19 protein-coding genes, 1 tRNA gene, 2 rRNA genes and 2 pseudogenes (1 of these 24 cut by a window edge) are annotated in these 25,674 nt (G+C 53.0%); 10 read left to right on the top strand and 14 right to left on the bottom strand.

The genetic code is table 11. The features are described from left to right. Positions 1 to 71: 71 nt before the first annotated feature. The 4 genes and pseudogenes from QQM41_RS06840 to QQM41_RS06820 form a co-directional block, all read right to left on the bottom strand. Positions 72 to 563, bottom strand: coding sequence for a hypothetical protein (locus tag QQM41_RS06840; protein WP_339076664.1), 492 nt, complete (start codon positions 561 to 563; stop codon positions 72 to 74). A gap of 493 nt (positions 564 to 1,056) precedes the next feature. Beyond that, on the bottom strand, positions 1,057 to 2,556 hold the full coding sequence (locus QQM41_RS06835; protein ID WP_339076663.1) for a hypothetical protein: 1,500 nt from the start codon (positions 2,554 to 2,556) through the stop codon (positions 1,057 to 1,059). Further along, complete coding sequence (locus tag QQM41_RS06830; protein WP_339076662.1) at positions 2,553 to 3,872, bottom strand: KGGVGR-motif variant AAA ATPase; 1,320 nt, start codon at positions 3,870 to 3,872, stop codon at positions 2,553 to 2,555. Before QQM41_RS06830 ends, QQM41_RS06835 begins: the two co-directional genes overlap by 4 nt. A 1,427-nt stretch (positions 3,873 to 5,299) precedes the next feature. Beyond that, positions 5,300 to 5,726, bottom strand: a pseudogene (locus tag QQM41_RS06820) (RusA family crossover junction endodeoxyribonuclease). Positions 5,727 to 6,922: 1,196 nt separating this feature from the next. Here QQM41_RS06820 and QQM41_RS06815 point away from each other — a divergent pair. Both QQM41_RS06815 and QQM41_RS06810 read left to right on the top strand, forming a co-directional pair. Continuing rightward, positions 6,923 to 7,084: pseudogene (locus tag QQM41_RS06815) on the top strand (hypothetical protein); the annotation flags it as partial. 352 nt (positions 7,085 to 7,436) lie between these two features. Further along, positions 7,437 to 7,742, top strand: coding sequence for a hypothetical protein (locus tag QQM41_RS06810; RefSeq protein WP_012812715.1), 306 nt, complete (start codon positions 7,437 to 7,439; stop codon positions 7,740 to 7,742). Between the two features lie 41 nt (positions 7,743 to 7,783). On the opposite strand, the gene QQM41_RS06805 is transcribed toward QQM41_RS06810, so the two are convergent. The 5 genes from QQM41_RS06805 to QQM41_RS06785 form a co-directional block, all read right to left on the bottom strand. Further along, the gene (locus QQM41_RS06805; RefSeq protein ID WP_124296192.1) at positions 7,784 to 8,116 is read right to left on the bottom strand and encodes a type II toxin-antitoxin system HicB family antitoxin; all 333 of its coding nucleotides are present in this window, start codon (positions 8,114 to 8,116) and stop codon (positions 7,784 to 7,786) included. Beyond that, positions 8,113 to 8,367 carry a type II toxin-antitoxin system HicA family toxin gene (locus tag QQM41_RS06800; RefSeq protein ID WP_006116155.1) on the bottom strand — a complete coding sequence of 85 codons (255 nt, stop codon included), beginning with the start codon at positions 8,365 to 8,367 and terminating at the stop codon, positions 8,113 to 8,115. The genes QQM41_RS06805 and QQM41_RS06800 overlap by 4 nt, the downstream gene beginning before the upstream one ends. Positions 8,368 to 8,432: 65 nt before the next feature. Then, positions 8,433 to 9,371, bottom strand: coding sequence for a plasmid recombination protein (locus tag QQM41_RS06795; RefSeq protein ID WP_339076659.1), 939 nt, complete (start codon positions 9,369 to 9,371; stop codon positions 8,433 to 8,435). Between the two features lie 287 nt (positions 9,372 to 9,658). Then, positions 9,659 to 10,870 carry a phage integrase central domain-containing protein gene (locus tag QQM41_RS06790; protein ID WP_339076658.1) on the bottom strand — a complete coding sequence of 404 codons (1,212 nt, stop codon included), beginning with the start codon at positions 10,868 to 10,870 and terminating at the stop codon, positions 9,659 to 9,661. 225 nt (positions 10,871 to 11,095) lie between these two features. Then, positions 11,096 to 12,889: an ABC transporter ATP-binding protein gene (locus QQM41_RS06785; RefSeq protein ID WP_339076657.1), complete on the bottom strand. Its 1,794-nt coding sequence runs from the start codon at positions 12,887 to 12,889 to the stop codon at positions 11,096 to 11,098. A 68-nt stretch (positions 12,890 to 12,957) separates the two neighbouring features. Here QQM41_RS06785 and nth point away from each other — a divergent pair, with 68 nt between their 5' ends. Then, on the top strand, positions 12,958 to 13,815 hold the full coding sequence (gene nth / locus QQM41_RS06780; RefSeq protein WP_339078081.1) for an endonuclease III: 858 nt from the start codon (positions 12,958 to 12,960) through the stop codon (positions 13,813 to 13,815). Positions 13,816 to 13,854: 39 nt separating this feature from the next. On the opposite strand, the gene hemH is transcribed toward nth, so the two are convergent. Further along, positions 13,855 to 14,883 (bottom strand): ferrochelatase, encoded by a 1,029-nt coding sequence (gene hemH / locus QQM41_RS06775; RefSeq protein WP_050818756.1) that lies wholly within the window; start codon positions 14,881 to 14,883, stop codon positions 13,855 to 13,857. A 2-nt stretch (positions 14,884 to 14,885) separates the two neighbouring features. Beyond that, positions 14,886 to 15,959, bottom strand: coding sequence for an A/G-specific adenine glycosylase (gene mutY, locus QQM41_RS06770; RefSeq protein WP_339076656.1), 1,074 nt, complete (start codon positions 15,957 to 15,959; stop codon positions 14,886 to 14,888). Positions 15,960 to 15,969: 10 nt separating this feature from the next. Here mutY and QQM41_RS06765 point away from each other — a divergent pair, with 10 nt between their 5' ends. From QQM41_RS06765 to holA, 7 genes are all read left to right on the top strand, one after another. Further along, positions 15,970 to 16,509, top strand: a complete 540-nt coding sequence (locus QQM41_RS06765; protein ID WP_339076655.1) for a DciA family protein — start codon at positions 15,970 to 15,972, stop codon at positions 16,507 to 16,509. A gap of 186 nt (positions 16,510 to 16,695) precedes the next feature. Continuing rightward, the gene (locus QQM41_RS06760) at positions 16,696 to 16,917 is read left to right on the top strand and encodes a hypothetical protein (RefSeq protein ID WP_128106113.1); all 222 of its coding nucleotides are present in this window, start codon (positions 16,696 to 16,698) and stop codon (positions 16,915 to 16,917) included. Positions 16,918 to 16,988: 71 nt separating this feature from the next. After that, on the top strand, positions 16,989 to 18,083 hold the full coding sequence (locus QQM41_RS06755; protein ID WP_339078080.1) for a transglycosylase SLT domain-containing protein: 1,095 nt from the start codon (positions 16,989 to 16,991) through the stop codon (positions 18,081 to 18,083). A gap of 239 nt (positions 18,084 to 18,322) precedes the next feature. Beyond that, positions 18,323 to 18,859, top strand: coding sequence for a DUF3576 domain-containing protein (locus QQM41_RS06750; protein ID WP_014457565.1), 537 nt, complete (start codon positions 18,323 to 18,325; stop codon positions 18,857 to 18,859). 59 nt (positions 18,860 to 18,918) lie between these two features. Next, complete coding sequence (leuS, locus tag QQM41_RS06745) at positions 18,919 to 21,537, top strand: leucine--tRNA ligase (protein ID WP_339076654.1); 2,619 nt, start codon at positions 18,919 to 18,921, stop codon at positions 21,535 to 21,537. Then, a complete protein-coding gene (locus QQM41_RS06740) occupies positions 21,537 to 22,232 on the top strand; it encodes an LPS assembly lipoprotein LptE (protein ID WP_339076653.1) in 696 nt (231 codons plus the stop codon). Before leuS ends, QQM41_RS06740 begins: the two co-directional genes overlap by 1 nt. Before the next feature lie 15 nt (positions 22,233 to 22,247). Continuing rightward, on the top strand, positions 22,248 to 23,261 hold the full coding sequence (gene holA, locus QQM41_RS06735) for a DNA polymerase III subunit delta (protein ID WP_339076652.1): 1,014 nt from the start codon (positions 22,248 to 22,250) through the stop codon (positions 23,259 to 23,261). 448 nt (positions 23,262 to 23,709) lie between these two features. Here holA and QQM41_RS06730 read toward each other — a convergent pair. The 3 genes from QQM41_RS06730 to QQM41_RS06720 form a co-directional block, all read right to left on the bottom strand. Continuing rightward, a tRNA-Met gene (locus tag QQM41_RS06730) sits at positions 23,710 to 23,786 on the bottom strand. 55 nt (positions 23,787 to 23,841) lie between these two features. Further along, positions 23,842 to 23,957, bottom strand: a 5S ribosomal RNA gene (gene rrf / locus QQM41_RS06725). A gap of 109 nt (positions 23,958 to 24,066) precedes the next feature. Further along, positions 24,067 to 25,674, bottom strand: a 23S ribosomal RNA gene (locus tag QQM41_RS06720); it runs 1,135 nt beyond the window's last position.

Genomic DNA, 25,674 nt, shown 5'->3' with positions numbered 1-25,674 from the left:
CAATAGATCTTCAAAATCCTCGCTGTCATAAACAGTTTGCAGTTCATGCAGCGAGGCGAGGCCCTGCTGAATTACGAGGGCGTGGCGCTCATTGACGTTGGCATATCGGGCGACGGGGCGCTGTTTCCCATTTGTAGCAGAGCGGACAGAAGGGAGAACAACTGGCCGACGCCCCTGAAAAAATCCACATGCAACGCAAAGGCCTCCTTCTGGAGCCATAAGACTGTAGGGATTTCCTCAATATCGCTTTCATGCAGCGAGCGGCGCACACTTAGGTTGCCCGGATCCGGCTGCACGCTCACACACCGCATCAGGCGCGCAAGCAGTTCGTCCATCTTCTCTGGCGCCATCATCCCGAAAATGCTGATGCCCGCAGCGGCAAGCCCGGCAACACCGGAACCAGAAGCAGCTCCGGGAATATCAGCGCCGCTTGATATAGCCGCCTGCAGGCAATGCCGTCCCCACTTATCCGCCTCAAAGGCAGACATGCGGGTAATGACAAACATCTTGCCCTTGTCAGCACCTTCCTGCTGGCACGTAACGGTGATTTCCTTGATAGCCATTACAGCGCAGCCGGGATAACCCCCTCCCATAGCAGTTCAAATGTCTGCGTAAGAGCCTGAATAATGCCGTGGTTCATTCCCATAAATCCTGCCCTCCAAAGGCTTAATGATGCTGGGAAAATGATAGTACGGAGGGCTGCAAGGTACAAGGAAAAGCGCAGCGTTCTTGCGGTTTATTCTTGCTGTAGCAGAGATCGAACGAAACAATGACAAACTGCTTCTGGCCGTGTCCGCTTACGCCCTTCATCTCGACCATACAAGTGTTCCCACCAGCATCCTGATAGCGGACACGACCAATCCAAAGCTATCAACCGACTTACCAGTAAATGGACCTTCGGCAGCGCTGCAGGTGATCGCAAGACCGAAGGTGTCGGACGGTTGGCGCGCCGTCAAGGATAGGCCTGACGGCACAGGGAGCAACCTGTCCAAACGCAAACTATATGTGGGTAAACAGCGCTACATTACATGTTTTGAGAGGCAGGTATCTCCAATTTTAGGCTGTCGGAGGCACTCCCCCCTTTTTTAGAAGGGCCGCGCCAATACGGAAGAGATCGGGCATGTCGTAACGCCCATCCGGCCGACTGGTTAGGACACCCATCATCATTAGGCGATCAGCGAGGTCGGACTCTTGATTGGACTGATCAGAGTTCTGAGACGAATCGGGCTGCACTGGAGGAAGAGCATGCTCTCTTTGTGCGATTTTTTTGGCGGCTTCCACTGTGGCATTCTCTGCCCAAGCGTCAAAGAGAACCTGTGGCTCGGCTGGCACCCGTAGACCCGCAAGTGGTTGGAGAACTCGCTTGATCCAAGGGTATTCCGTGTTGAGCTGCTCTATGCGAACTTTTGAGGCTGCTCGGAGCCCATCGCGGATTGTTTGCGGCAGAAGAATAAGGGTGCCCGCATCTCGAGATTGGGATCGTTCTGCAGCATTCTGCATCAGGATGAGAAAGCTGCGAGGAGTCACATCGCCGATGCCATCGGCTAAATGGTTATATGGCCAGTCGAAGGTTTTTCCCTTTCGCGGTCCTGCGCCCATGAAGTAACCAGCCATGGCCACGAAAAGCTTTTCTTGCTGGCTTTCATCGCTAGATAGCTTCCAAGTCCGAAGCTCTTCTTGCTTTCCCGGTAATTTGCCCAAGCTATTGGCCTCAAGGAGACGACCAAAAGCCTTCTTAGCCTTTTCGTCAAAAGCCAACCTCGCAAACATCAGTCCATAGAGATCAGCCTGCTTCCAACTAAGTTTGGCCGCTCCGCTCCGCAGTTTTGACAGTTCCACAAACCGTAGCGTGAGTTCGCTCAACTGGTCCGCTCGCATGAAGAGCTTGGCCCGGATGGCATTGAAGCCGCGCAAAGACCAAACCGAGGCCATCAGCGCGTCAATAATCCTGCTAAGCCGTCTCCAATCCTCCGAGATTGTATCGAGGGCGTCAAAAACGATGAGTAGTGTCTCGCCTCGTTCTGCAAGTTTGTCATCAATCTCCGCCATGGTATCGGCCCAATCCTGAGGGTCAGCAAGGCGATTCAGCATTTCCTTGGGGGAGTGCCTCTGATTAGGTTCAGTCACTGTGAGAGCTGCGCCAGCGATGACGGCTTGCCAGAAGAGGCCTGCAGTCGTCTTCTCCTGTCCTTGGGGCACCAGTGTGTCGATGACATTTCTTGACACCCCCGCACGGCTCACGCCACCAAATCCAATCTGGACCTGAAGCCTATCGATTCCTAGGCGCGGGTAGAACTCGGCAGCGAGACGCCTAGTGTCAGGGTTATAGAGTACGCTCGCCCAGAAGCTCTTGCCTGCGCCGCGTGCTCCGAGAACAAGCGTAGTCGCGGGATCAAGCGCTTTGCTGTGGCTCGTAGGCGCGAAGATGTCCCGCAGCCTAGCTTTATCCGCTCCAACAATTGTCGACGACGCGCTGGGGTCAAACCGAGCAATGGCGTCGCGAATCTTGAAGATATCTTCCTGATTGAGAGGTTGACATCTTTGGCGAATAGTCATTTGTTCAATTCCATCTGCTCATCAAGCCACTCCAGAAGGCCGCCGAAGGTGGATCTCACGAGTTGCTCATCGAGTTGGACGCGATTTTCAACCGGATTAAAGCTGCGATAACGCTCGTCGTTAAGGATGCGTATCAACGGTACCGGTTCCTTGGGCGAGGGAACTGAAGCATCATTGTCCGCCCAGATCAAATCAAGATCGTCCGGACCCAACCTTTCAGGTTTTAAAAGCGAACCTTCCTCGTTACTCCAAAGCGCGTTGAAACGCTCCTGCGCTATCTCAGCATCCCCTGGATCCGCTTTGGCTTGCACGAACCAAGCGTTCTCCTCCAACTTCGCTCCCCCCGGAATACGTTCGCGGATGTGAGCCAAGAGAAAAGTATAACCCAGAAAGGTCTGCGGTTCATTGATACCAAACAGAAGTAATTTCGCACCGAGCGCAAGAACCGGGGCTGCCGTCGTTTCATGCAGGCCAGCACGTCCATCAATCAACACAACGTCATAGTCGCCAGTAGCTTCAAAGCTCTTAAGCATCTCATGCAGTTGAGCGTGAAGGGGAATAGAGTTACCGTTGCGCATGTCTTCGAGACTTGCGCGAGCGATCTTGGCAAGCGCATCGGCGGGATGTGCCCGTGTTTGGCTACCAAAGGCGGGCACGACCGAAATTCCGTCCAAAAGCGAAGACTTGCCGATGCAATCAGCTCGAAACGTGCCATCTATCCCAGAAAGTCCGTTTTCGACCAGCCAATCGACGACACCATAGGTGGGTAGTTCATCTGGCTTCAAAAGTGTCGAGCCGAGTCCCGGAGCTTCTAGGTCGAGATCCACAGTAAGAACCCGTAAGCCTGCCTGAGCAAGATGCGTTGCTGCTATAGAGAGCGCCGTGGAACGCCCTACACCTCCCTTGATGCTGATAAACGCAATCCGAGGAATCGCATCTGGCTCGAGCACTGGACTCATCATCCAATCTGCTCCGACAATCCGGCGGTCGAGAAGCCGGAAGTTCACACTGTCAATTTGGAGAACGGGCGCAGTTTTGGATTCTTCGATGAGCCGGGAGATGCCAAGCGTGTCCCAGGCCCGTACAGGGTCTTCCGGGCGAGCATATGGACCAAGGTCTTTCGCGACAGCAATGTTCAAACGCTCAAGAACGTCTGCCGTAAGATCTGCTTCTAGGAAGTGCAGAATGACCGCAAGGCGGCCTTCGAAGTCTCGGATCACTATGTGCTCTGCGGCGGCCAGATCCCCAGGATACACGGCTTTGAGGCTAGCAACTAACTGAGGAAGACTGTCGTCGAAACGGATGGGGGGGCTCATAAATCACTCCGGGCATCGTCTGCATCCTTACGCCAGCGGTCTAGCGTTCTAGTGTCGGGACGTGTTCCGTCGCTATAGCGCATGTCGATAGACCAACCTTCCATGAACTGCAGATCAGCAAACCGCATAAGCAGAGCGGCTCCGCGGCCAGATAGGGCGTCTCGAAGTTTACTCCTGATCTGAGGAAAGTGAGCATAGACTGGCCCGTCTCGACTATCGGTGGTCCACGAAATGTCGCGATACAATGCCTTAATCGCGCACTCAGCGGCTATCCCATAAAGATAGCCTGCTGTCGTGCGGTCTGGTGCTGTTGCGTTTTTGAGACTCTCAGCGGCGGCCCAATTACGATGAGCGGCCTTGGTCATGTTGATTGTAAATTGGCTCATGAATATTTGCTAATTCCTGCCGCATCGGCTGCCAAGCGTTTTATTGCGAGCGCATTAATCTAACAGCCTGTTGGGTTGGAGTAGGTAACTGGGTCGTGCTGCGCCACACGGGGGCAACCCTACGCACTCTGCATGCAAATGTCAGCTTTCTGATCAAATGCCTTCAACAGTCGGCCCTCAGTTCCCTCCTCATAGTGAATGTTTGAACTATCGAAGTTCAACACACAGTTCCATTTAGTCTTACGTAAGAGGGATATCGCTTGTCTCTCAGTCTACTACAGTACGGACATGTAGATGGCACCTTAACAGGCCGGGGAGAAACGTGAGTTTTCTGCGGGTTTTGGGGTGTGTACGAGCATTTTACCGGCAGGGTCATGGCACCATATGGAATCATACCCCAAAATGGCTGTTTTCTGCAGTTATTCGGCTGCTCTAGGCACATTTTCCGCTAAAGCGAATCACCTCTTAGTACAAAGCTACCTACAAGCAAAAGGCTGATAGACTGGCCTCAGCGGAGGGCGCGCACCTTCATCAGCCAATACCCATCCTTATCCTGCCGAAAGCCCAACACCTGTCTCTGCCGTAAACCTAAGCAATAGGAAGCAGCCAGGTGTTGGCAGCTCATTCCTCAAATCTGAGGAATGCTCCCCAAATGTGGTGAGCAAAATCGTCATTGGCGAGATTGCTTATTCCGTAAGGTAAATTCAGCATTTGAGGGGGCCAGGATATTCCCCGAAGCCCCTACCGGCTTTCCGGTATCCCCATTATCCGCGCACGGAGGGCATCATAACCGGTGATCAGCGTGATGGTGTGACTGTGGTCAAGATGGATGATTTTCACATACCCACGATTATCGCGTTCGATAGTATAACCCATTGATTTTACTTGATGGCCCAAATCTGGACCATCTTTCTTGATCTCAGAAATCATCACCTCAATGTCACGGCCACCCCTTTAATTCCCCTATTATGGGGGTTTACTCCCGGCATCCCGGTAGTTTCTGAAACTGTGCGGTTCTGCATAGTTCGCCCCCCTTGCCAGTCATAACGGACGCACCTCAATCACGGTCATGCTCTCCAGCCCATATCGGCGCGATAAGGTGGCATCCACGATCTGGGCATCATCCTTCCAGGCAATACCGTTCAGAGCATCAGCAGCAGTCTTCATCTGGTTGTCGATGTTCTGGCCTGCTGGTCGGCAGAATACGGCCTGCCAATGCGTCTGCTGTTTTCTTCCGGCTCCATGAAGGCGGAGGGGCGATGTTGATCATCAGGGAAACATGCAACGGGCCGGTCAGGCAGGGCTTACCAATCTGTTCTATAGCGTGGCGTTGAATATGCTTCTCGGCCTGCGCTGTCTTGGCATCTGTGAAGGTGCGACCATTCCCAAAGCGTGGGCGTCCTTTGGCCCTCAGCAGGCCGGGAAGGGCGATGCGGTAAACAGGGCAGTTAGAAGCAGCGGTTTCCATGCCTGAAAGCATAGTACGGAACAGGCAGACAGTACAAGGAAATGGCTGTTTTCCGCCAAAGGTAAGATTTCCACTTTGGCTGATTTCTTCGGATGTTTGAGGTGTCCAGATTGGGAAGGCTCACGCATTTTCTGACCAGTACGCGCACGCGCACGAGAAGCTGAGTTTCAAAGTGGGCAATTCACCCATTTTGAGCAGATTAAACACGGAGGGGCTAACCAATAGTTACACCCTTATCGCTTCGTATTCTTGCTATGGTGGCAGGAATTAAAGTGAAGGGTCTCCTCACATCTGAGGAAGGGGGTCTGCAATTCTGCACAGGCCCCTCCGTCTTGGCGCGGCTGAAGCGGTTTTGTAACCAATACGCGCGCACGCGCGAGGCAGACGTGCCCGCTGCTAACAGCGGCAAGCAGCGGGTGGCACAATACGCGCGCGCGAGGCAGACACTTTTGCATCGTAGTGGTGCAAAAGTCGAGTTCCGATACGCGCGCACGCGCGAGAAGCAGGGCATCGAAAAGATATTAGCAGACGTTGGAGAGGATGCCCTGAAATTTAAGGGCGTCTATCTGGATGCCAATGGAACGGGAATGTACGCCAGATCGGCTTGCCTTGCACGCTCAAAAAAAACGGATGCAAGGTGTCCCTGCCACACTCCTAAGGCGGAGCCGGTTCCAAAGGATAGGGGTTAGTGTGTTATCCCTGAAAGGGGTAATCAGGCGCACAAAACTGCTATTAACTGTTAAAAACTGCTGAAAACAGCATCATATGGTAACAGGGGGTAGGGGCGTGATTGCAGCAAAGTCGAAGGCATGTTGGGCCATGATTATTCCGGGAGCTGTCGCGCCGCTTCCTAGTTGAACACCGTGGTGCTTAGAAGCCGGTAGATAATGATGCATCAGGACAGTAAGGAAGCGGCTGCGGTTTCAAACGCGAAAAAACCGCGAGATGCACTGCTTCTACAGTGTAAAAGCAGCGGGATGACCTGCTTTTACAGGTCAGAAACAGGGAAAGGCGCGCCCCTCTGCTAACAGGCAGCGTTGTTCTTACAACGGTAAAGCAACGCCTCGTCCTGATGTTTCAGGCAGCGTTGTTCTTACAACGGTAAAGCAACGCCTCGTCCTGATGTTTCAGGCACGCAGCAAAGTAACGCTACGCAGGCCGCTGTTCGGGCTGGTTACAGCAAGAAAACGGCGGGCCAAACGGCTTTTAACCTACTGAAAAAAACTGAAATCCAAAACGCGATTTCAACCATTCGGAAAATCCTGATAGTTGATTTCTCATCCAGTTCTCCGCCGCACCACCTTTATGGTGGTACAGATATCCGCGCCACGGTGGCGCGCTATCAGGACACACACTAAGCGGCCTCGTTGCCTCACATCTGAGCAACGGTCATGATGGGGCCTGCTCAGATGTGAGCACACCCCTTCGCCTAGGGTATGCAATTCTGCACAGGCCCCATTGTGGGGCACCCCACCCGCGTTCAAAGGGCATGGTCATCATAACCATACCCGCAGAAGCTAAGGGTGTAACCATGATGGTGATGCCCTCGACTACTGACTTTCCCCGCCGCGGGCGCAAACCTCACGATGCAGTTTTTAGCTATTCGGATTTCCCTAATAACTGCCAAAAATCTGGATGTATGATGTTGTTATGTACAGAACCGATATTCTTTGAGAGAGTGATGCATTTCTAAAATAGAAAGAAATAGAGATGGCAGGACGCAAGACCGGAACTCCCAAAACAGGCGGCAGGCAGAAAGGCACTCCCAACAAGGCTACACGCGAAATCAAGGAAATTGCCCAAGCCTATACCGATACTGCCATCGCTACATTGGCTTTCATCGCTGAAAATGGCGAAAGCGAAGCCGCCCGCGTCTCTGCTGCCAATTCCATTTTGGACAGAGCGTATGGGAAACCACGCCTTGCTCTGGAACATAGCGGTCCAGATGGCCAGGCCATCGAAGTAAAAGGAGCAGGTGTTTCCGGCCTGCTGGCAGCCGCATTGAAAGATGAATGATGAACCCGCCGAATTGGCGGATTTGAGAGACGCGGGACAGTTTATCCTTCAACCTGCGCCAGAGCATCCTGCACCAGTCGGTTAAGACTGACACCACGCGCTGCAGCAATCTCGACTGCCCGTGCATGGACCTCTTCCGGCAATCTCACAACAAACCGGCCTGAATAATGCTTCACGGGATCAATGCCCTTTTCGGCACATATCTCCATGAATACACGGAGGGAAGCTTCCCCTTCCTGCTGAAGGCCTGCCACACTATCTGCGTAGAAATCAGCCCCTCCGTTCAGCCCCAGAAACTCCCCCCGAAACATCCCGATTTCAGGATCAAACTGAATAACAGCCCGATGGCCGCCAATTTCCATTACGTTGTTCATGGCGTCACTCCATTCTGCTCAAGCCATTTTCGCACAGAGGCTACAGCACCCTTGTCGGTATCCGGTTTGGGGTGAGGTCTGTGAAACACCTTCACCTCATCAAACAGGAACACCCCTATGCGGGAGCCTTCTCTTTCAGACACCTCCGCCCCTAGGGAAACAAATAAAGCTTCAATGTCTGCCCATGGCACATTGCCCGAAACAGGACGTTTGAAAATCAACTCCAATGTGCGGCGGTGCTTGGCTTTCATGTCTTGTTAGATACTATATTTTAGTATCATTTTTCAAGATCAATCATATATACTCCATCCAGCACTTAGAGCGACTCCTGCCATGAATACGTCTCATCAGGCGCTACCTGTTCAAGCTTCTCCTGCAGATACAGACATCTCTCTCGCTCCGCTTCATATAGCTGTACCAACTCCCGCATCTTCTGCTCATGCTCGGCAAGCAAGCGCTGCTTGATCTCACGCCGCATCTGAGCATGATCCTTACGCAAATCCTGATAAGCCTGCTCTAGATCCTGCTGCCATTTTTTCAAACAGGCCTCGGCCTCTCGTAACTTCTTCATGTCATGGGAAATCTTCGCGACCGCAGCAGCCTTACATTTTCGCTCGGTTTTTTCCCGGTGCCACTCTGCTCGGCTCATTCTGCGTCTGGAGGGGCCAAGTCGCGGAATACCTAATGGAGCACAAACCGCCAGCCAAAAATCATTTTGCAGTTCCCTCATCGCTGATCGGTAAGCTGCATCCCCTGCCCTATTGGAAGCACCACATTGGATGGCTTTATCCTTTGCCACTGCTCCTGGGTGAAGTTTTCTTGCCTGCATCTCTGGCGCCGCTGGCAATGCATAGGCGTGCAGATGTGGGCAACTTTCATCTGTGTGGCGAACCACCGAAACTATACGTTCTCCATATTTCTCCTGCAGCCATTTTAAAGTGCGCTGCTCCCATTCAGAGTAGTCGGAGGGTGAACTGTTGAAGGACGATACCAGTGCCCAAAGCGTATGTTGATCACGACGTATCGCGCGTATGCCTGTCGCCGTTTTGATGCGCTGCGAGGTGACCAGTTCATCATGATTGGCCAGCACATCTAGAGGATGGAGACCATGCAAAATAACCGGCGGCTCCGGCCGGGCTACATGATAACAGGCCCATGCCTCACGGGCGGCTTCAGCCAAAACAAACGAAACCGATCGCCCCTGTCTGTCGACTTTTCTGGAGTATGTTTCCAGATGAATAAATTGCGTGCTCATAAAAATTATTGTGCGCAATTGTATGCAAGGCACCAGATATTGTGGAAGCAAACTCGCACCAATTTGGAAGCCTTATTAACCGACTAAGGCTTCCAGTCTGTCCCAACTAAATTTTTGATGCGCAAACCCAACAGGCGCAAGTGTCGGTTACCATGGTTACCTGTGAATTTCCCTGCATGGTAACCGTTACCATACATAAAAAATGTCAGTTCTCTGCGGTTTCAGAGGATCGGTTACCAAGTTACCACGGTTACCCACAAAAAAAGTAACCTGCTTGAGATTTCAGGTTACCCTCGACAATAAACACCCCACGCGTTCATCAGGGAACGACGCTGCTCCAGCAAATCGGTCCTGCGATAAGCCGCTTCCACTTTGTTCTTTACAACATGAGCGAGGGCCAATTCTGCCACATCACCCGAACAAGCATTTGTATCGGCAGTCCAGTTCCTAAACGTGGCACGCAAACCATGAACTGTTACGTCCTCATTCTCGCTATTGCACTTGGCTGCAATGTGTAGGGCTTTGCTAAGCGCCACATCGGACAATGGCTTTCCAGCACGATGACCTGGGAACACATACTCATCCGCTGACTCTTTGTGCAAAAGGCGCACCTCAGACAGAACCTCACAGGCATCATCAGACAAAGGTACGCGGTGTTCCCTTTTGGCCTTCATCCTGTGAGCTGGAATTGTCCATAGACGGGCACGCTCATCAATCTCTCCCCACAAGCACCCTCTAACTTCACCAGACCGGGCTGCTGTCAGGCAGACAAACCTTACAGCTTTAGCCCCCATTCCTTCCGATGATCGCAAGGTCGCCATCACGGCAGCAATATTCTGCCATTTTACAGCCCTGAGGTGCTGCACCTGTACCAGTCTGGATGGGGTAGGAAGCGTGGCGGACAAATGCCCACGCCAGAGAGCAGGGTTCTCACCCTCCCGCCAACCATGAGCGCGGGCATAATCAAGTATGCGTTCAATACGGCCCCGCAAGCGATCTGCTGTTTCTGTCTTTTTTGTCCAAATTGGACGGAGGGCGGCAAGGACGTCCTGAGTATCCACATTACGAACAGCTTTACTTCCAAACACAGGAAAGACATGCAGCGACAAAGACCCCTGCCAGGTAGCCACACCCTTGCGGTCTTTCCACTCAGGCGCTTTCTCCTGAATGAATTGCTCTGCCACTTCCTTAAAGGTAATGCCGCTTTCCAGCTTTCGAGCTGTCTTTTCCTTTTCTCGTTCAATAATCGGATCAAGACCGTTGGCAATCATACGCCGACAGGTAGCAGCTTTTTCCCGTGCTTCTGCGAGGGTAAAAACATGGGCGCTTCCAAGGCTCATCTGACGGCGCGTTCGTGTTGCAGGAGACTTGAAACGCAACTCCCACAACCGAGAGCCACCAGAGACCACGAGCCATAACCCGCCACCATCACAGAGAGATCCGCTCTTAAGTCTGGATACCTGCATAGCGGTCAATTGATGCGGTGCGAGCCTGCTCACTTGATTTCCCCCACCTTATTACCCCCCTTAGAATCAGCGTCACGCAGACCCGTCCAGACCCACGCAGACACACAAGAGCGTACAAGTTGTTAATTTTCTAGGGGTTTTTGAACCATGTGGGCACACGCAGACACGTCAGTTAGGCGGACTTCCCCTCCGCCAGAGATGAAAATCTCCCCAAACTACTTATGTACATATTTTTGGTCTCTTCCGCACCAAGGCGCGTTAAAGAGACTGCAAGTCATACAGCCGACGGTACAGCCCATTTTGTTGCTGAATCAACGTTGTATGTGCGCCATCTTCTACAATCTGGCCGTGTTCAAAAACCAGAATCCGGTCCAGCCCCACAACAGTGGCAAGGCGGTGCGCCACCACCAACACTGTGCGGCCTGTCATCAGGCGCTCCATTGCCTCCTGCACCAACGCTTCGGATTCGGAATCCAAGCTAGCAGTGGCTTCATCCAACACAAGAATGGGGGCATCAGCCAGAAAGGCGCGCGCAATGGCAATACGCTGACGTTCCCCGCCCGAAAGTTTGACCCCTCGCTCACCCACCAGCGTTTGGTATCCTTCGGGAAGCCTATCAATAAAACCAGCGGCGTTGGCTAATTGAGCCGCCTGCGCAATTTGCTCTGGCGTGGCATCTGGCCTGCCATAAGCAATATTTTCTGCCAGACTCCGATGAAACAGCACGGCCTCCTGAGGCACTAAAGCAATGTTGGCCCGCAAATCAGACTGACGCACGCGCGCAATATCTGTTCCATCAATCAAAATGCTGCCTGACTGCGGTACATAAAAGCGCTGTAGCAGTTTAATGAAACTTGATTTTCCTGAACCAGAAGGCCCCACCAACCCCACCCGGCTACCTGCGGCAATGGTAACGGAAAGATCTGTAAAAAGAGCGCGCTCCTGCCCCGGATATTTGAACAAGACATGTTCAAAACAGATTTCCCCCGCACTCACTTGTAAGGGCACTGGGTTGGCAGGGTCTGCTACCGCCGCAGGCGTGCGCCACAACGCCAGTAATTCTTCCATTTCATTCACAGATCTCTGCACGACAGAAACCTGCTGCCCAATATCGCGCAGGTATCCCTGCACCAAAAAGGTCATGGTCAGCACATAGGCGACATCACCCGGGCCTGCACGCCCCTTCCACCATAACCAAACAGCAGCACCGGCCAGTACAAGGCGCATGCACTTTACAACGGTTGCCTGAATGTTGGCGCTGTTTGTGCCTTTGGTCCATGTATGAACGGTGGCCTCTCGCCATTTAGAAATAAGTGCTTGTAGGCGGCTTTCTTCACGCTTTTCTGCGCCAAAAGCTTTTACAACCGTATTGCAGGTTATGGCGTCTGCCAAAGCCGCCCCCATACGGCTATCCCACGCATTGGCAGCGCGAGCAGATGGTGCCACGTAACGCAGCGTTAACGTGCAGGAAAGCACAATAAACAAAATGGAAAGCACGCCCAGAATGGCCCCCATAAACGGCCAATGCCACCCCAGCACCAAGGTTGTCAGCACGAGCAGGCACGCTTCGGGTATCAGCATTAAAAGCAGCGTATCATCCAGCATATCCACAGCCCACATACCGCGCGTTAACCGCCGCACCGTGGAACCTGCAAACGTATTGGCATGCCATTCTGCAGAAAGCTTTTGTACATGCGCAAAAGCTTCAGAACCTATTTTCTGCATGACCTGAGTGGTCAGGTGCGTAATGCCCAAATAAGCGTACCGCTTTAACAGCACATTCCCAAACCCGCATGCCGCCATGGCGCCAAGCATCCAGAGCGCATCATGCACTTTGCCTGCTTGCACTGCCGGGGCGGAAACATCTGTTACCAAACGCCCGGCGGCCAAAGGCATCAGCACATCAGCTACCGTTGCGGCCAAAATGCTCCCGGCTGTTATGGTTAAAGGCAGGGGAAACGCCAGCCAGCGCCGCACCACAAACTTCAGCACATCTACAAAAAGCGATGCCTTACGCCCGGATTCGACATGACTTTCTGAAGTTTGTGACATGATAAAAACCTGAAAAAACAGAACCGATGCGCTGTGTATCCCGAGACATAAAGCCCTGCAAATCTGGAATACGCATCAGCATGGACGCCATACGGCCAGACGCGTTACACTGCCCCATGGCCAAAAAACCCACCACAGCAGCCCCCGTGACCTCAGACAAACCGACGGATAAGCCGCGCGCAAAAAAACGTACGGCAACCAAAAAACCGGCCCCAGCAACATCGGGGAATAAACCTGCTGCTATTGCACCACGGGATATGACACCTCAGGAAATATACAGTTTTCTGACAGACCTTTCCCAAGCATGGCCAGATGCCAAAACGGAACTGCTTTACACCACACCCTTTACGCTATTGGTGGCCGTTGTACTTTCAGCTCAGGCAACAGATGCCTCCGTCAACCGCGTAACTCCCGCCTTGTTTGACGCCGCCCCCACCCCTGCCGCCATGGTGGAACTGGGGGAAGAAGAAGTGGGTAAACTTATTCGCACCATTGGGCTATGGCGCAATAAGGCTAAGAATGTTGTCGAACTTTCCCGCCAACTTGTAGAAGACCATCATGGCGAAGTGCCCGGCACGCGGGAGGAATTGGAAAAACTGGCGGGTGTAGGACGCAAAACAGCAAACGTCGTGCTGAATGTTGCGTTCCACAAACCTACCGTGCCGGTAGATACGCATGTTTTTCGTTTGGCCAACAGATCTGGGCTGGGACGAGGCAAAACAGTAGAGGCTGTTGAAAAAGCTTTGGAAGCCCGCATTCCTCTGGAAATGATCCAGCCTTCCCACCATTGGATGATTCTTCAGGGAAGATATGTTTGCAAAGCCAGAAAACCTGAGTGCTGGCGCTGCAATGCTAAAAACCCCTGCCTGTTTCCAGACAAAACACCCGCGCCACGTGTAAAGGCACCCAAAACCCTGGCCGAGTAGAATCCCACATAGGTCCTACATAACCAGATGGCAAAACCCTTATAGCCAGCCTGCAAGTTCCTGATGCGCTAAAGCCTCCAGCAAATCAATGCTGGCAGGCGTATCATTCAGGCATGGCACCAGCGTAAATTCCTGCCCACCAGCTTGTATGAATTCTTCGCGCACTTCGTTGCCGATTTCATCCAGTGTTTCCAGACAATCCGCCATAAAGCAGGGCGTTACAACGGCAATGCTGGTAATGCCTTTTTCCGGCAAACCAGCAATAAATGGCGCCGTGTAAGGCTCCAACCATTTGGTTGGCCCAAACCGGGATTGGAATGTCATGGGCAGGGTTGTTTCATCCCGCCCCAACTCCTTGCGTAAGGCCACAACAGTTCTTTCACATTCCGCCCGATAGGAATCACCCTTGCGCACATATTCTTCTGGCAAACCGTGAAAGGAGGCGACAACCATCTGGAAAGGAATATCGGCTTCTGCCTCAGCCAGACGGATAGAATCTGCAATAGCCTTAATAAAAGCTGGGTTATCCGGAAATGATGGAAGCGTGCGTATGGCAGGCTGATTACGCAAACGCATCAGCGCACGAAACAACTGGTCATTTGCAGTGGCTGTTGTTGTAGCACTGTATTGCGGATAAAGCGGCATGCACAAAACACGATCACACCCTTTTTCAAGCAATTCGTGCAGCGCTTGCGCAATAGTGGGCGTGCCATAACGCATACCCCACGCAACAGGCACGTTTTGTGCCGCAAACCGTTCACTCAGTGCTTCAGCCTGATGGCGCGTATAGGTGCGTAAGGGGCTTTCATCTTTATGGGTATTCCAGATACGCGCGTAGGCTTTCCCGCTCCTACGCGGGCGGGTTGTTAGCACAACCCCTTGCAAGATGGGCTGCCAAAGTGCTGGGGGCCCTTCTATTACCCGGCGGTCAGACAGAAATTCGGAAAGATAACGGCGTACAGCCCGGTAGCCTGTATCATCCGGTGTACCCAGATTAACCAGCAAGATACCAACGCGCGGAGCAGCCTGTGCATGTTGTGGCTGAGTCGGAATATGATGAAAAACCATGTTTATGACTTCTTTTCTTTCAAACAGCTTAAACCTTTTTCAAAGCATTTCTGCATCACAGAAGGTAACGCTGTATCTTTCACACATTCCACAGGCACCAAAAAACCATCACTCACAGCCTGATTGGAAAAATGCTTTATCTGGGCCACATACACATCCAGATATAAGGTAAAATGTGTAAACACATGCTTAATACGCCCAGCCAACTTCCAGCCTGCTGCAAATGGAGCCGCTTGCAGAATATCTGCCTCGCTCCAGCTTTCTAATCGCCATTCGGTGCCGGGCAGTTCCGTCATGGCTGCCAAAAGTCCTTTCTCCGCCCGTTTGCGTAGCAGAACCTGCCTTGCAGCATCTTGCGCAAAAAAAACTGCGCCATAGCGTACGGGCCTCTCTGCCTTAGGCAGCTTACGCGGCAATTCGGCTGCAATACCTTGTTTGTGGGCTGCGCATTCCCCCTGCCATGGGCACAAGCCGCATGCTGGAGCGCGTGGAGAACACAGAGAAGAACCCAAATCAAACAAAGCCTGAGCAAAGTCTGATGGTCGTTCCTGCGCTTCTGCGTCTGCATTTAATGTTCTGGCCAGTTGCGCCAATTTTTTACGGGCTGGGGGCAATGGTTCCGTAATGGCAAACAAGCGCGCCGTTACACGCTCCACATTGCCATCTACAGGCACCACTGGCACCCCAAAAGCAATGGCCGCCACCGCAGCCGCCGTATATGGGCCTATACCCGGCAGGGCGCGCAAACCCTCAACATCTTGCGGAAACCCACCAAGCGCCACCACGGCCTGCGCACAGGCGTGCAAATTACGTGCGCGGGAATAATAACCCAGCCCGGCCCATGCTGCCAAAACGTCATCCCGATCAGCACTTGCCAACGCCTGCACAGTCGGAAACTTTTCCGTAAAGCGTAGATAATATGGGGCAACCGCTTTAACAGTGGTCTGCTGTAGCATGATCTCGCTCAGCCATACCCGATACGGGTCTGGATGAGATTGGCCGACAACACGCCACGGCAGAGTGCGGCGGTGTCGGTCATACCAATGAAGCAATGCATGGGCTGATGGATGTGTCACGGAGGCAGTTATGAAGAAGGAAGCCAACGGCGGCAAGGCTGTAACAACACCTAAAAGCCGCAGCATGCGCCGCAGCCCTCAAAAGACGGAAGCAGCCCCTCCGCCACGGGCCAGAAACCTGCGTAGCCTTGCCGCACTGCTACCAGCCGTTACGGCACCGGCTTTTCGTCGGCGTTCCCCTACAGGGGCTTTGTTGATGAGCCAATGGCCAGATGTGGTGGGCCCGGCACATGCGGCTGTTACAAGCCCGCGCCGTCTTTCTGCTGGCACATTAACCATTGCATGCGCAGGCCCTGTTGCCATGGAACTTCAGCATCTGGGGGATACGCTCATTGCACGTATCAACACATGGTGTGGAGAGCCTTTGGTGAGCCGCCTGCGCTTTGTGCAGGACCCAGCCGCAGGTATGCGCCCCCGCCTACAACGCAAAAAACCCCAGAAAACCGGCGTAATTTGCACACTTCCTGACATGGAAGAAGGCCCTTTACGGCAGGCCTTGGAAACTTTGGGTACGGATATTTTAAAAAGTCAGAATAAAAAGCGTTCGTGACCCCAAAAGAAATCAGCTGAATAACATGATAATAAAAAAGTTATTTTGAGCTTCTGTTCTTGAAATTGACATAATCTTATTGCCTTACAAACCCCAGTTTTTCAAAAGCTGGGTGAACCCAAACCTCTTTTGGGCCTTTGCCTGACAATCAAACAATAAATGCAGGATAATCACAGGATCTGCGCCATGTTGCGTAAACCTAATACGACACTGAACATGACACACCAGAACACAAATATTTCCACTGGGCATAAAACACGGGATAGCCTGTCCGACTTGCAGTTTCTGCAGGAATGGGTGGCTTCTCCTGCCTATTCCACTGCCAGTGTTTTACGGGCAGGGCAGATCCGCCGGACCAACCCGGATCTGATGCGCCAAGTCGCGGCCAAAACACATAAAACGCCGTAAAATACCAGTTCTTCATTATTCGCGTAAAATCAGGATTGCATCACACAGGCGCACAGCGCACCATAAGCAGCATGTCTTTGCGTATGGGTTGTTCTTTGGCTGTTTTCTTGCGTCAGAAAAAGCGGTTTTTAATGGCTTTTGCCAGCCTTGCCATGTTGGCAGGCTGCGCGAACCAACCTCGTTCCAGCTACAATCCACCCGGCCCCGCCGTAGATAAATGGGGGCCTTATATTCAGGAAGCCTCCACCCGCTTTTCCATTCCACAGGCATGGATCAGGGCTGTCATGCAACAGGAATCTGGGGGCCACCAATACATGCATGGCCATCTCACACGTTCTGTGCACGGTGCCGTGGGGTTGATGCAGATTAAGCCAGATACCTACCGGGAGCTCGCCAAACGCTACCAGCTTGGCTCGGATCCCTATAATCCGCACGACAACATTATGGCGGGCAGTGGTTACATTCGCCAGTTGTATGACAGGTTTGGTTCTCCCGATTTTCTGGCGGCCTATAGCTGTGGCCCCCAATGTATGGAAAACCACCGTTCTCGCCATACAGCCCTGCCTTCTTATGCCAAAGCTTATCTGGCGTCCGTTTCTCCGCATCTGAATGATCCGGTGCCTAGTGGCATTACGCCCGCAAGCGCAATTGCCATTGCAGACACGCAAACCCCAACAACCGCACCCGCTGTGGCGGTGGCGCCCGCTCAACAGATTGCCAGCATTGCCTCACCAGGCATTGCGCCGCCTATTACAGATGACATACAGCCCCCAGCACCTTCTGCTACTGATGGCAATGCTATTGCGGTATCATCTTCCGCTGATACCCAACCAGTAACAGACACACCGCCAACTTATCCGGCCGCCAACACCGCACCCGTTTCTGGGCCTGCAATGGTATGGCAGCAGAACACACCCTCTGGCGGGGCCATTATCCAAATTGGAGCTTTTTCCTCGCAGGAGAGAGCGCAGCATGCCATCCAGATCGCGCATCAAGCCACGCCTGCTCTCGCTGGCGCAGAAGATCGCATAGACCGGATTGCCCTTAAAAATAGCGGGCAATCTGTGTGGCGCTCACGCTTGGCAGGCCTTCCCTCTGCTCAGACAGATACAATCTGTATGTCCTTAAAGCAGCAGGGTTTGAACTGCGTTGCTGTAACGCGCTGAGTTATATTGCATCCCTTCGGCATCAACCGCGCATACGTATTCGAGGCATGATTTCTCCTGCCTTACCCCCGTTTTCAACACGCGGCTGAACATCTCTCCCCAGCAAATGCTTGGCGGGACAGAACTGAAAGGATATGAGATAAGCAGAATACTCTCTTGACCCCGAAGCCAGACCTGAACATTTGCAAAGGCGACCGGGAAACACGGATACCCAGCGCTGAAGGAGCCGTACCGACACCATGCTTCGTCGTCTCATGCCCTGCCGTCCCGCCGCCAGCCATGCGCCTGCCGGGTTCCGCCACGCCAGCACCTTGCTTACCGCATGTGCAGGCCTCGGCCTGTTAGCTGCGTGCTCTTCAGGTGATAGATCAGACAATGGTCTGACAGCACCGCGCAACCATCTACTGGCCGAAGACCGCGGAGCATCTGGTGGTGATGCAGAACTCAAAGGGGGTGTAAATGCCTATTTGTGGCGCGCAACCCTTGATACCCTTTCCTTCCTGCCGGTTTCTACCGCAGATGCAGAAGGCGGTATTATCCTGACAGACTGGTACACCCCACCTGCTGCACATGATGAACGCTTTAAGGTGACCGCCTTTATTCTGGACAAGCGCCTGCGGTCCGATGCCCTGCGCCTGAGCGTGTTCCGCCAGATCAAGCAAGGGGAAGAATGGGTAGATACCCCACCTGCCCCCAATACCGCATCTGATATTGCAGCACGTATTCTCTCCCGCGCACGTAAGCTGCGGGCCGATAATGGCAACCGGGATAGCTGATTTTATCCCGGCGCCTTTTTCACATTCCCTTTCATTCAGGTCTCAGACACAGAATATTCATGTCCCAGTCTTCCAGCACGCCCACGTCCTATGATTTCAATACGGTTGAACCCAAATGGCAGAAAGCCTGGGCAGATGCCGGTATCTTCACCGTTCCTGACGTTCCCCCAGCGAACAAGCCCAAATACTATGTGTTGGAAATGTTCCCCTATCCGTCTGGGCAGTTGCACATGGGGCATGTGCGCAACTACGCACTGGGGGATGTGATTGCCCGCTATAAGCGCGCACGTGGTTTTTCTGTGCTGCACCCCATGGGGTGGGATGCGTTTGGCCTGCCAGCAGAAAACGCAGCGCGTGAACGTGGCGTGCACCCCAAGGAATGGACGCTGAACAACATTGCCACCATGCGCGGCACATTGCAGCGTCTGGGCTTTTCTCTGAACTGGGATAGAGAAATTGCAACCTGCCTGCCAGACTACTACGGCAAGCAGCAGAAGCTCTTTTTGGATTTTCTGAAAGGTGGCTTGGTTGAACGGCGTGAAAGCTGGGTCAACTGGGACCCGATTGATCAGACCGTTCTGGCAAATGAACAGGTGGTTGATGGCAAGGGCTGGCGTTCTGGCGCCCCTATTGAGAAAAAGCAGCTTTCACAGTGGTTCCTGAAAATCACTGACTTTGCCGAAGATCTGCTGAACGGGCTTAAAACGCTAGACCGCTGGCCAGAACGCGTGCGCACCATGCAGGAACACTGGATTGGCCGTTCTGAAGGGGCAAAGCTGCGCTTTTCCCTGCATCAGCCACCTGCTGGGCTTGATGAAAACCTGAATGCTGTAGAGGTGTTCACCACCCGGCCAGATACGTTGTTTGGCATGTCCTTTCTGGCTATTGCACCAGATCACCCACTGGCTGCATGGGCTGCTCAGCAGAACCCACAAGCCGCAGAGTTTGTGGCAGAATGTCGCCGGCTTGGCACATCTGTAGAAGCTGTAGAAACGGCTGAAAAGCGCGGCTTTGATACAGGCCTGCGGGTAAACCATCCGTTTATGGATGAAAGCTTTCCGGTTTGGATCGCCAATTTTGTGCTGATGGATTATGGCACAGGCGCGCTGTTTGGCTGCCCGGCCGGTGACCAGCGCGATCTGGACTTCGCACATAAATATAACCTGCCTGTCACACCTGTTGTTTTGCCTGCTGGCAAAGATCAGGCTGATTTTGCTATCACCACCACCGCCTATACCGGCGATGGCACCATGATCAATTCCGGCTTCCTTGATGGTCTTTCTACTGAAGAAGCCCGGAAAGAAGCTATTTCCCGCCTAGAAGGTCTGGGCATCGGGCAAGGTGTGGTTAATTGGCGCCTGCGTGATTGGGGTGTTTCCCGCCAGCGTTATTGGGGTTGCCCTATCCCTATCATTCACTGCGCAGATTGCGGCCCGGTTGCTGTGCCGGATGAGCAACTTCCTGTTGAGCTGCCGGATGATGTGTCCTTTGACAAACCCGGCAACCCGCTGGACCATCACCCCACATGGAAGCACACGACTTGCCCGAAATGCGGCAAACCCGCCACGCGTGAAACAGACACGTTTGACACGTTTGTAGATAGCTCCTGGTATTTCGCCCGTTTTACAGCACCGCATGCACCTACCCCGACGGTGAGAGAAGCTGCTGATGGCTGGCTGCCTGTCGATCAGTATATCGGCGGTATTGAACACGCTATTCTGCATCTGCTGTATGCTCGCTTCTTCACCCGTGCCATGCACCGCACTGGGCATCTGGATGTGGACGAACCCTTTGCCGGACTGTTCACCCAAGGCATGGTGAGCCATGAAAGTTATAAGGATTCTGCGGGTAACTGGCTGTATCCAGAAGAAGTGGAGCGCACAGCAAATGGCTGTGTGAAACGCGGCACCACCGAGCCCGTAACCGTTGGCCGGGTGGAAAAAATGTCCAAATCCAAGCGGAATACGGTTGCACCTGTTGCCATTATTGAGCGCTTTGGTGCCGATACCGCCCGTTGGTTTGTGCTTTCTGACAGCCCGCCTGAACGCGACATGGAATGGACAGAAGCTGGTGTGGCTGGTGCTGCCCGCTTTAGCCAGCGCCTGTTCCGCACTATTCGCACAGTTGCGCAGGATATTCCCGCCACAACAGAATGCCCCGCAGACATTGACCGTCAGGCTGATACGCTACGCCGCACCACACACCGCACCATTGCTGCTGTAACGGAAGCTCTGGAAGGTTTTGCCATTAACGTGGCTGTTGCCCGTATCCACGAACTGACATCTGCTCTGGCTGAAGCGGAAAAATCCGCAACGGTTCCTGGCATGGCCTTTGCTCGCCGTGAAGCTGCACAGACACTGTGCCTTCTTTGTGCACCGATGATGCCACATCTGGCTGAAGAAATGTTTGCACTGGTTCTGCCTTCTGCCGGCTTGGCAGCTCAGCAAACATGGCCAGAAGCCAACCCAGAACTACTTACAGCAACGCATATTACAATTGCTGTGCAAATTATGGGCAAACTGCGCGGCACTATTGAAGCGCAACCAGATGAAGATGCCGCAGCTGTTGTAGCCCGCGCAGAAGCAGAGCCTAACGTGGCGCGGCTTCTGGAAGGCAAGCGCATTGTAAAACGCGTGCATGTTCCTAACCGTATTGTTAACTTTGTAACGGCAGGCTAATGGCTTATTCCCGTTTTCTCCTTCGCTCCGCACGTCTTGCTCTGGCAATGGCGCCACTGGTTGCTTTGCCAGTTGTGCTGAGCGGTTGCGGCTTTCAGCCTTTGTATGGAGAAAACGGGAAGAACAACGTAGATGTTAATTCTGAGCTTAAAGAAATCTACGTTGCCAATATACCAGAACGCACAGGCCAACAGTTGCGTTTGGCCCTGCAACAACAAATGTCTGCAGATGGGCCAGAAGACCCACATAAATATACACTGATGGTAATGCCCTCCTTCAATGCTGAAGCGATCGACATTCACTCAGACAACACATCTGGGCGCACGCGTATTACCGGCCATGCCCATTGGCAATTGCTTACTGTAGAGCAAAACCCCAAGTTACTGGCACAGGGTGATGCCACCACAATGGATGGTTACACCAATACGTACGAACAGTATTTTGCTCAGACATTAAATAATGAAACAGCTATGGGCCGCGTAGCCCAAACCCTTGGTGAGCAAATTACTCAGCAGGTTTCTACGTGGTTCCGCACTCAGGCAGCCCCTGCTGTCTCACGTGACCAAGGGCCAAAAGCTTTTTATCCCATTCCAACAGCCATGCCAGAATCCGACAAAGAAGTGCCTATGGAACAGGAAGGTGCAGATGCGATTCCAGATATGGCAACCGGGCGTGGTGGGCCTAGCCAGTATTAAGCCGGCTTTTATTTCATGAAGATAGACGCCCGCAACCTATCCCGCGTTCTGGCTGACCCCGGCGCATGGCGCATCCTTCTTCTGCATGGTGAAGATACAGGGCTTATTAAAGAACGCGCTCAGGATGCTGTTATTAAAATAGCCGGGTCAGCAGATGATCCATTTCGGGTTGCTGTTCTTGACCGTGAAACTCATGACAAGCTGATGGAAGAAGCCACGGCTCTTTCCCTTATGGGAGGGCGTCGTGTGGTACGTGTGCGTGATGCATCCGATTCCCTGCTCAAGCCATTAGAAGCCTTTCTGGCTCAAAACAGTGATACGCTTGTTATTCTGGAAGCTCCGGGCCTTTCATCCCGCTCCAAGCTTCGTAACCTTCTGGAAAAACACCCTAACTGCGCCAGTATAGGCTGTTACCCTGAAGAAGGTCGCAATCTGGAATCCTCTATTACGCGTATGCTCGCAGAGCATAATGTGCGTATTGATTCTGATGCTCTGCATTGGTTAACCAGTCGGCTTGGCGCAGACCGTGCAGCAGCGCGTAGTGAAATAGAAAAATTATGCTTGTATGCCGGTGATGCTGGTAACCTGACATTAGATGATGTTCGTGCAAGCATAGGAGATGCAGGTAGTGTCTCTTTGGAAGATGCCGCCTTTGCAGCAACAGAGGGCAACCGTGTTGCTGCAGATACAGCCCTAGAAAGAGCATTGGCTGAAGATACAAGCCCCATTGCCATCGCAAGGTCTTTTCTAGGGCATCTGCACAGGCTTCGCCGTGTAAGAGCTGCTATGGCTGCGGGGGTTAGTCGGAGTGATGCTATTAAATTACTTCGTCCCCCAATTTTTTTTAAACGTACGGCAAGTTTTAACAGGGCATTAGAGTTGTGGTCTCTCCCTGCCCTTACCAAAGCCGTGGAAGAAACGCAGGCACTGGAATATGCCTGTAAACAAACAGGAAGCCCCGATGCCTTGCTGTGCCGACGGTATGTTTCCACTTTAACAGCACGGGCAGCCATGCAGGCGAGACGATAGGCTTGTTCGTTTTATCTCTTGTTCCTGATAGCCTCTTTCAGTATACGAAAAGCGTGTGTCCGCGTAGCTCAGCAGGATAGAGCACAGGATTCCTATTGAATTGGGCACTATAATTGGAAACATTATAGTGAATCTGCTCAAAGTCGGGGAACGCTTAATCTGGGCAACCAGATTGTGCCAATCCCGAGCCAAGCCTTGGCCTTTATAGATCAAGGAAGGTGTAGAGACTGGACGGGCAGTACCTAACGACCTGAGATGATTAGGTTTATGGTAAAGGGACAGTCCAGACCACGAACGTTGCACAATAAGATGCGACGGCAGTGAAAGCTGAAGTGGTATGAATCCTGGGGCCGTGGGTTCGAATCCCGCCGCGGACACCAAAGTATCCAGAGATTTTTGTGACGCAAAAAAGCCCCGCCAACCGATTGGTTGAGCGGGGCTTTAGATATGGTTGCGGGGGCAGGATTTGAACCTGCGGCCTTCAGGTTATGAGCCTGACGAGCTACCGGGCTGCTCCACCCCGCGGTTGAAGATGTGTTGAAATTTGTAGGGGTAAGATTTGTGTAGGGTGGATTGGAAGACCTGGCGGCGACCGACTTTCCCGTGGCTTAAGCCACAGTATCATAGGCGCTGGGGGTTTTCACGGCCGAGTTCGGGATGGGATCGGGTGGATCTCTCCCCGCCATGGCCACCAGGTCATCCAGTCCACCCTGTAAGGGTGTGTGTGGAGGACGGTTGGTTATGAAGAAGTAGGCGTTATATGGATGATTTCTGTGCACGGGCTGTCCTTTTAAGGGGACAGTAAGAGAGTGAGCCTATTGGGTGATTAGGACCAGTTAGCTGCACGTGTTACCACGCTTTCACACCTGGCCTATTAACGTGGTGGTCTACCACGACCCTCAGGGAGACCTAGTTTTGAGGTGGGTTTCCCGCTTAGATGCTTTCAGCGGTTATCCCTTCCATACTTAGCTACCCGGCGGTGCCGCTGGCGCGACAACCGGTGCACCAGAGGTATGTTCATCCCGGTCCTCTCGTACTAGGGACAAATCCTCTCAAGTCTCCAACATCCACGGCAGATAGGGACCGAACTGTCTCACGACGTTCTAAACCCAGCTCACGTACCACTTTAATCGGCGAACAGCCGAACCCTTGGGACCTGCTCCAGCCCCAGGATGTGATGAGCCGACATCGAGGTGCCAAACCTCCCCGTCGATGTGGACTCTTGGGGGAGATCAGCCTGTTATCCCTAGAGTACCTTTTATCCGTTGAGCGATGGCCCTTCCACGCGGGACCACCGGATCACTATGGCCGACTTTCGTCTCTGCTCGAGCTGTCACTCTCGCAGTCAGGCGGGCTTATGCCATTGCACTCAACAGCCGGTTTCCGACCGGCCTGAGCCCACCATCGCGCGCCTCCGTTACACTTTGGGAGGCGACCGCCCCAGTCAAACTGCCCACCATACAGGGTCCCGGATCAGGCTAACTGACCACGGTTAGACATCAGAAAAATTCAGGGTGGTATTTCAAGGATGGCTCCACAGGAACTGGCGCCCCTGCTTCAAAGCCTCCCACCTATCCTACACAGAATGTCTCTGATGCCACTGTAAAGCTGCAGTAAAGGTTCATAGGGTCTTTCCGTCTGACCGCGGATACCCCGCATCTTCACGGGGAATTCAATTTCGCTGAGCCGATGCTGGAGACAGCGGGGAAGTCGTTACGCCATTCGTGCAGGTCGGAACTTACCCGACAAGGAATTTCGCTACCTTAGGACCGTTATAGTTACGGCCGCCGTTTACCGGGGCTTCAATTCAGCGCTCTCACACCTCCTCTTAACCTTCCGGCACCGGGCAGGCGTCAGACCCTATACGTCGTCTTTCGACTTCGCAGAGTCCTGTGTTTTTAATAAACAGTCGCTACCCCCTGGTCTGTGCCACCCGCCAATGGTTGCCCACCAACGGGTCTCGCTTATCCCGAAGTTACACGAGCAATTTGCCTAGTTCCTTCAGCATCGTTCTCTCAAGCGCCTTGGTATTCTCTACCAGTCCACCTGTGTCGGTTTCGGGTACGGTCTATACGCCAGAGCTATTTCCTGGAATGCTCCAAAAGCCAGGTCAATCCGTTAAGACCTGACAACATATCGCATTCGTCACTTCTGGCAGGTACAGGAATATTCACCTGTTTCCCATCGACTACGGCTCTCGCCCTCGCCTTAGGGGCCGACTAACCCTGCGTGGATTAACCTTGCGCAGGAACCCTTGGACTTTCGGCGACAGTGTTTCTCGCACTGTTTGTCGCTACTCATGTCAGCATTCGCACTTCCGATATCTCCAGAGAGGGTCACCCCGTCTCCTTCACAGACTTACGGAACGCTCCGCTACCGCGCATATCATAGATATGCACCCACAGCTTCGGCA

The sequence above is a fragment of the Acetobacter sp. AC2005 genome, assembly GCF_037901235.1.
In the GTDB taxonomy this organism is placed as follows: Bacteria; Pseudomonadota; Alphaproteobacteria; order Acetobacterales; family Acetobacteraceae; genus Acetobacter; species Acetobacter oryzoeni.
This window is presented reverse-complemented; position numbering and strand designations above follow the sequence as displayed.

Coding starts and splice junctions, on each gene's coding strand:
- QQM41_RS06840 (WP_339076664.1), bottom strand. CDS start 563: ATGGCTATCAAGGAAATCACCGTTACGTGCCAGCAGGAAGGTGCTGAC.
- QQM41_RS06835 (WP_339076663.1), bottom strand. CDS start 2,556: ATGACTATTCGCCAAAGATGTCAACCTCTCAATCAGGAAGATATCTTC.
- QQM41_RS06830 (WP_339076662.1), bottom strand. CDS start 3,872: ATGAGCCCCCCCATCCGTTTCGACGACAGTCTTCCTCAGTTAGTTGCT.
- QQM41_RS06810 (WP_012812715.1), top strand. CDS start 7,437: ATGGCAGGACGCAAGACCGGAACTCCCAAAACAGGCGGCAGGCAGAAA.
- QQM41_RS06805 (WP_124296192.1), bottom strand. CDS start 8,116: ATGAACAACGTAATGGAAATTGGCGGCCATCGGGCTGTTATTCAGTTT.
- QQM41_RS06800 (WP_006116155.1), bottom strand. CDS start 8,367: ATGAAAGCCAAGCACCGCCGCACATTGGAGTTGATTTTCAAACGTCCT.
- QQM41_RS06795 (WP_339076659.1), bottom strand. CDS start 9,371: ATGAGCACGCAATTTATTCATCTGGAAACATACTCCAGAAAAGTCGAC.
- QQM41_RS06785 (WP_339076657.1), bottom strand. CDS start 12,889: ATGTCACAAACTTCAGAAAGTCATGTCGAATCCGGGCGTAAGGCATCG.
- hemH (WP_050818756.1), bottom strand. CDS start 14,883: ATGGTTTTTCATCATATTCCGACTCAGCCACAACATGCACAGGCTGCT.
- QQM41_RS06765 (WP_339076655.1), top strand. CDS start 15,970: ATGAAGAAGGAAGCCAACGGCGGCAAGGCTGTAACAACACCTAAAAGC.
- QQM41_RS06760 (WP_128106113.1), top strand. CDS start 16,696: ATGTTGCGTAAACCTAATACGACACTGAACATGACACACCAGAACACA.
- QQM41_RS06755 (WP_339078080.1), top strand. CDS start 16,989: ATGTCTTTGCGTATGGGTTGTTCTTTGGCTGTTTTCTTGCGTCAGAAA.
- QQM41_RS06750 (WP_014457565.1), top strand. CDS start 18,323: ATGCTTCGTCGTCTCATGCCCTGCCGTCCCGCCGCCAGCCATGCGCCT.
- leuS (WP_339076654.1), top strand. CDS start 18,919: ATGTCCCAGTCTTCCAGCACGCCCACGTCCTATGATTTCAATACGGTT.
- QQM41_RS06740 (WP_339076653.1), top strand. CDS start 21,537: ATGGCTTATTCCCGTTTTCTCCTTCGCTCCGCACGTCTTGCTCTGGCA.
- holA (WP_339076652.1), top strand. CDS start 22,248: ATGAAGATAGACGCCCGCAACCTATCCCGCGTTCTGGCTGACCCCGGC.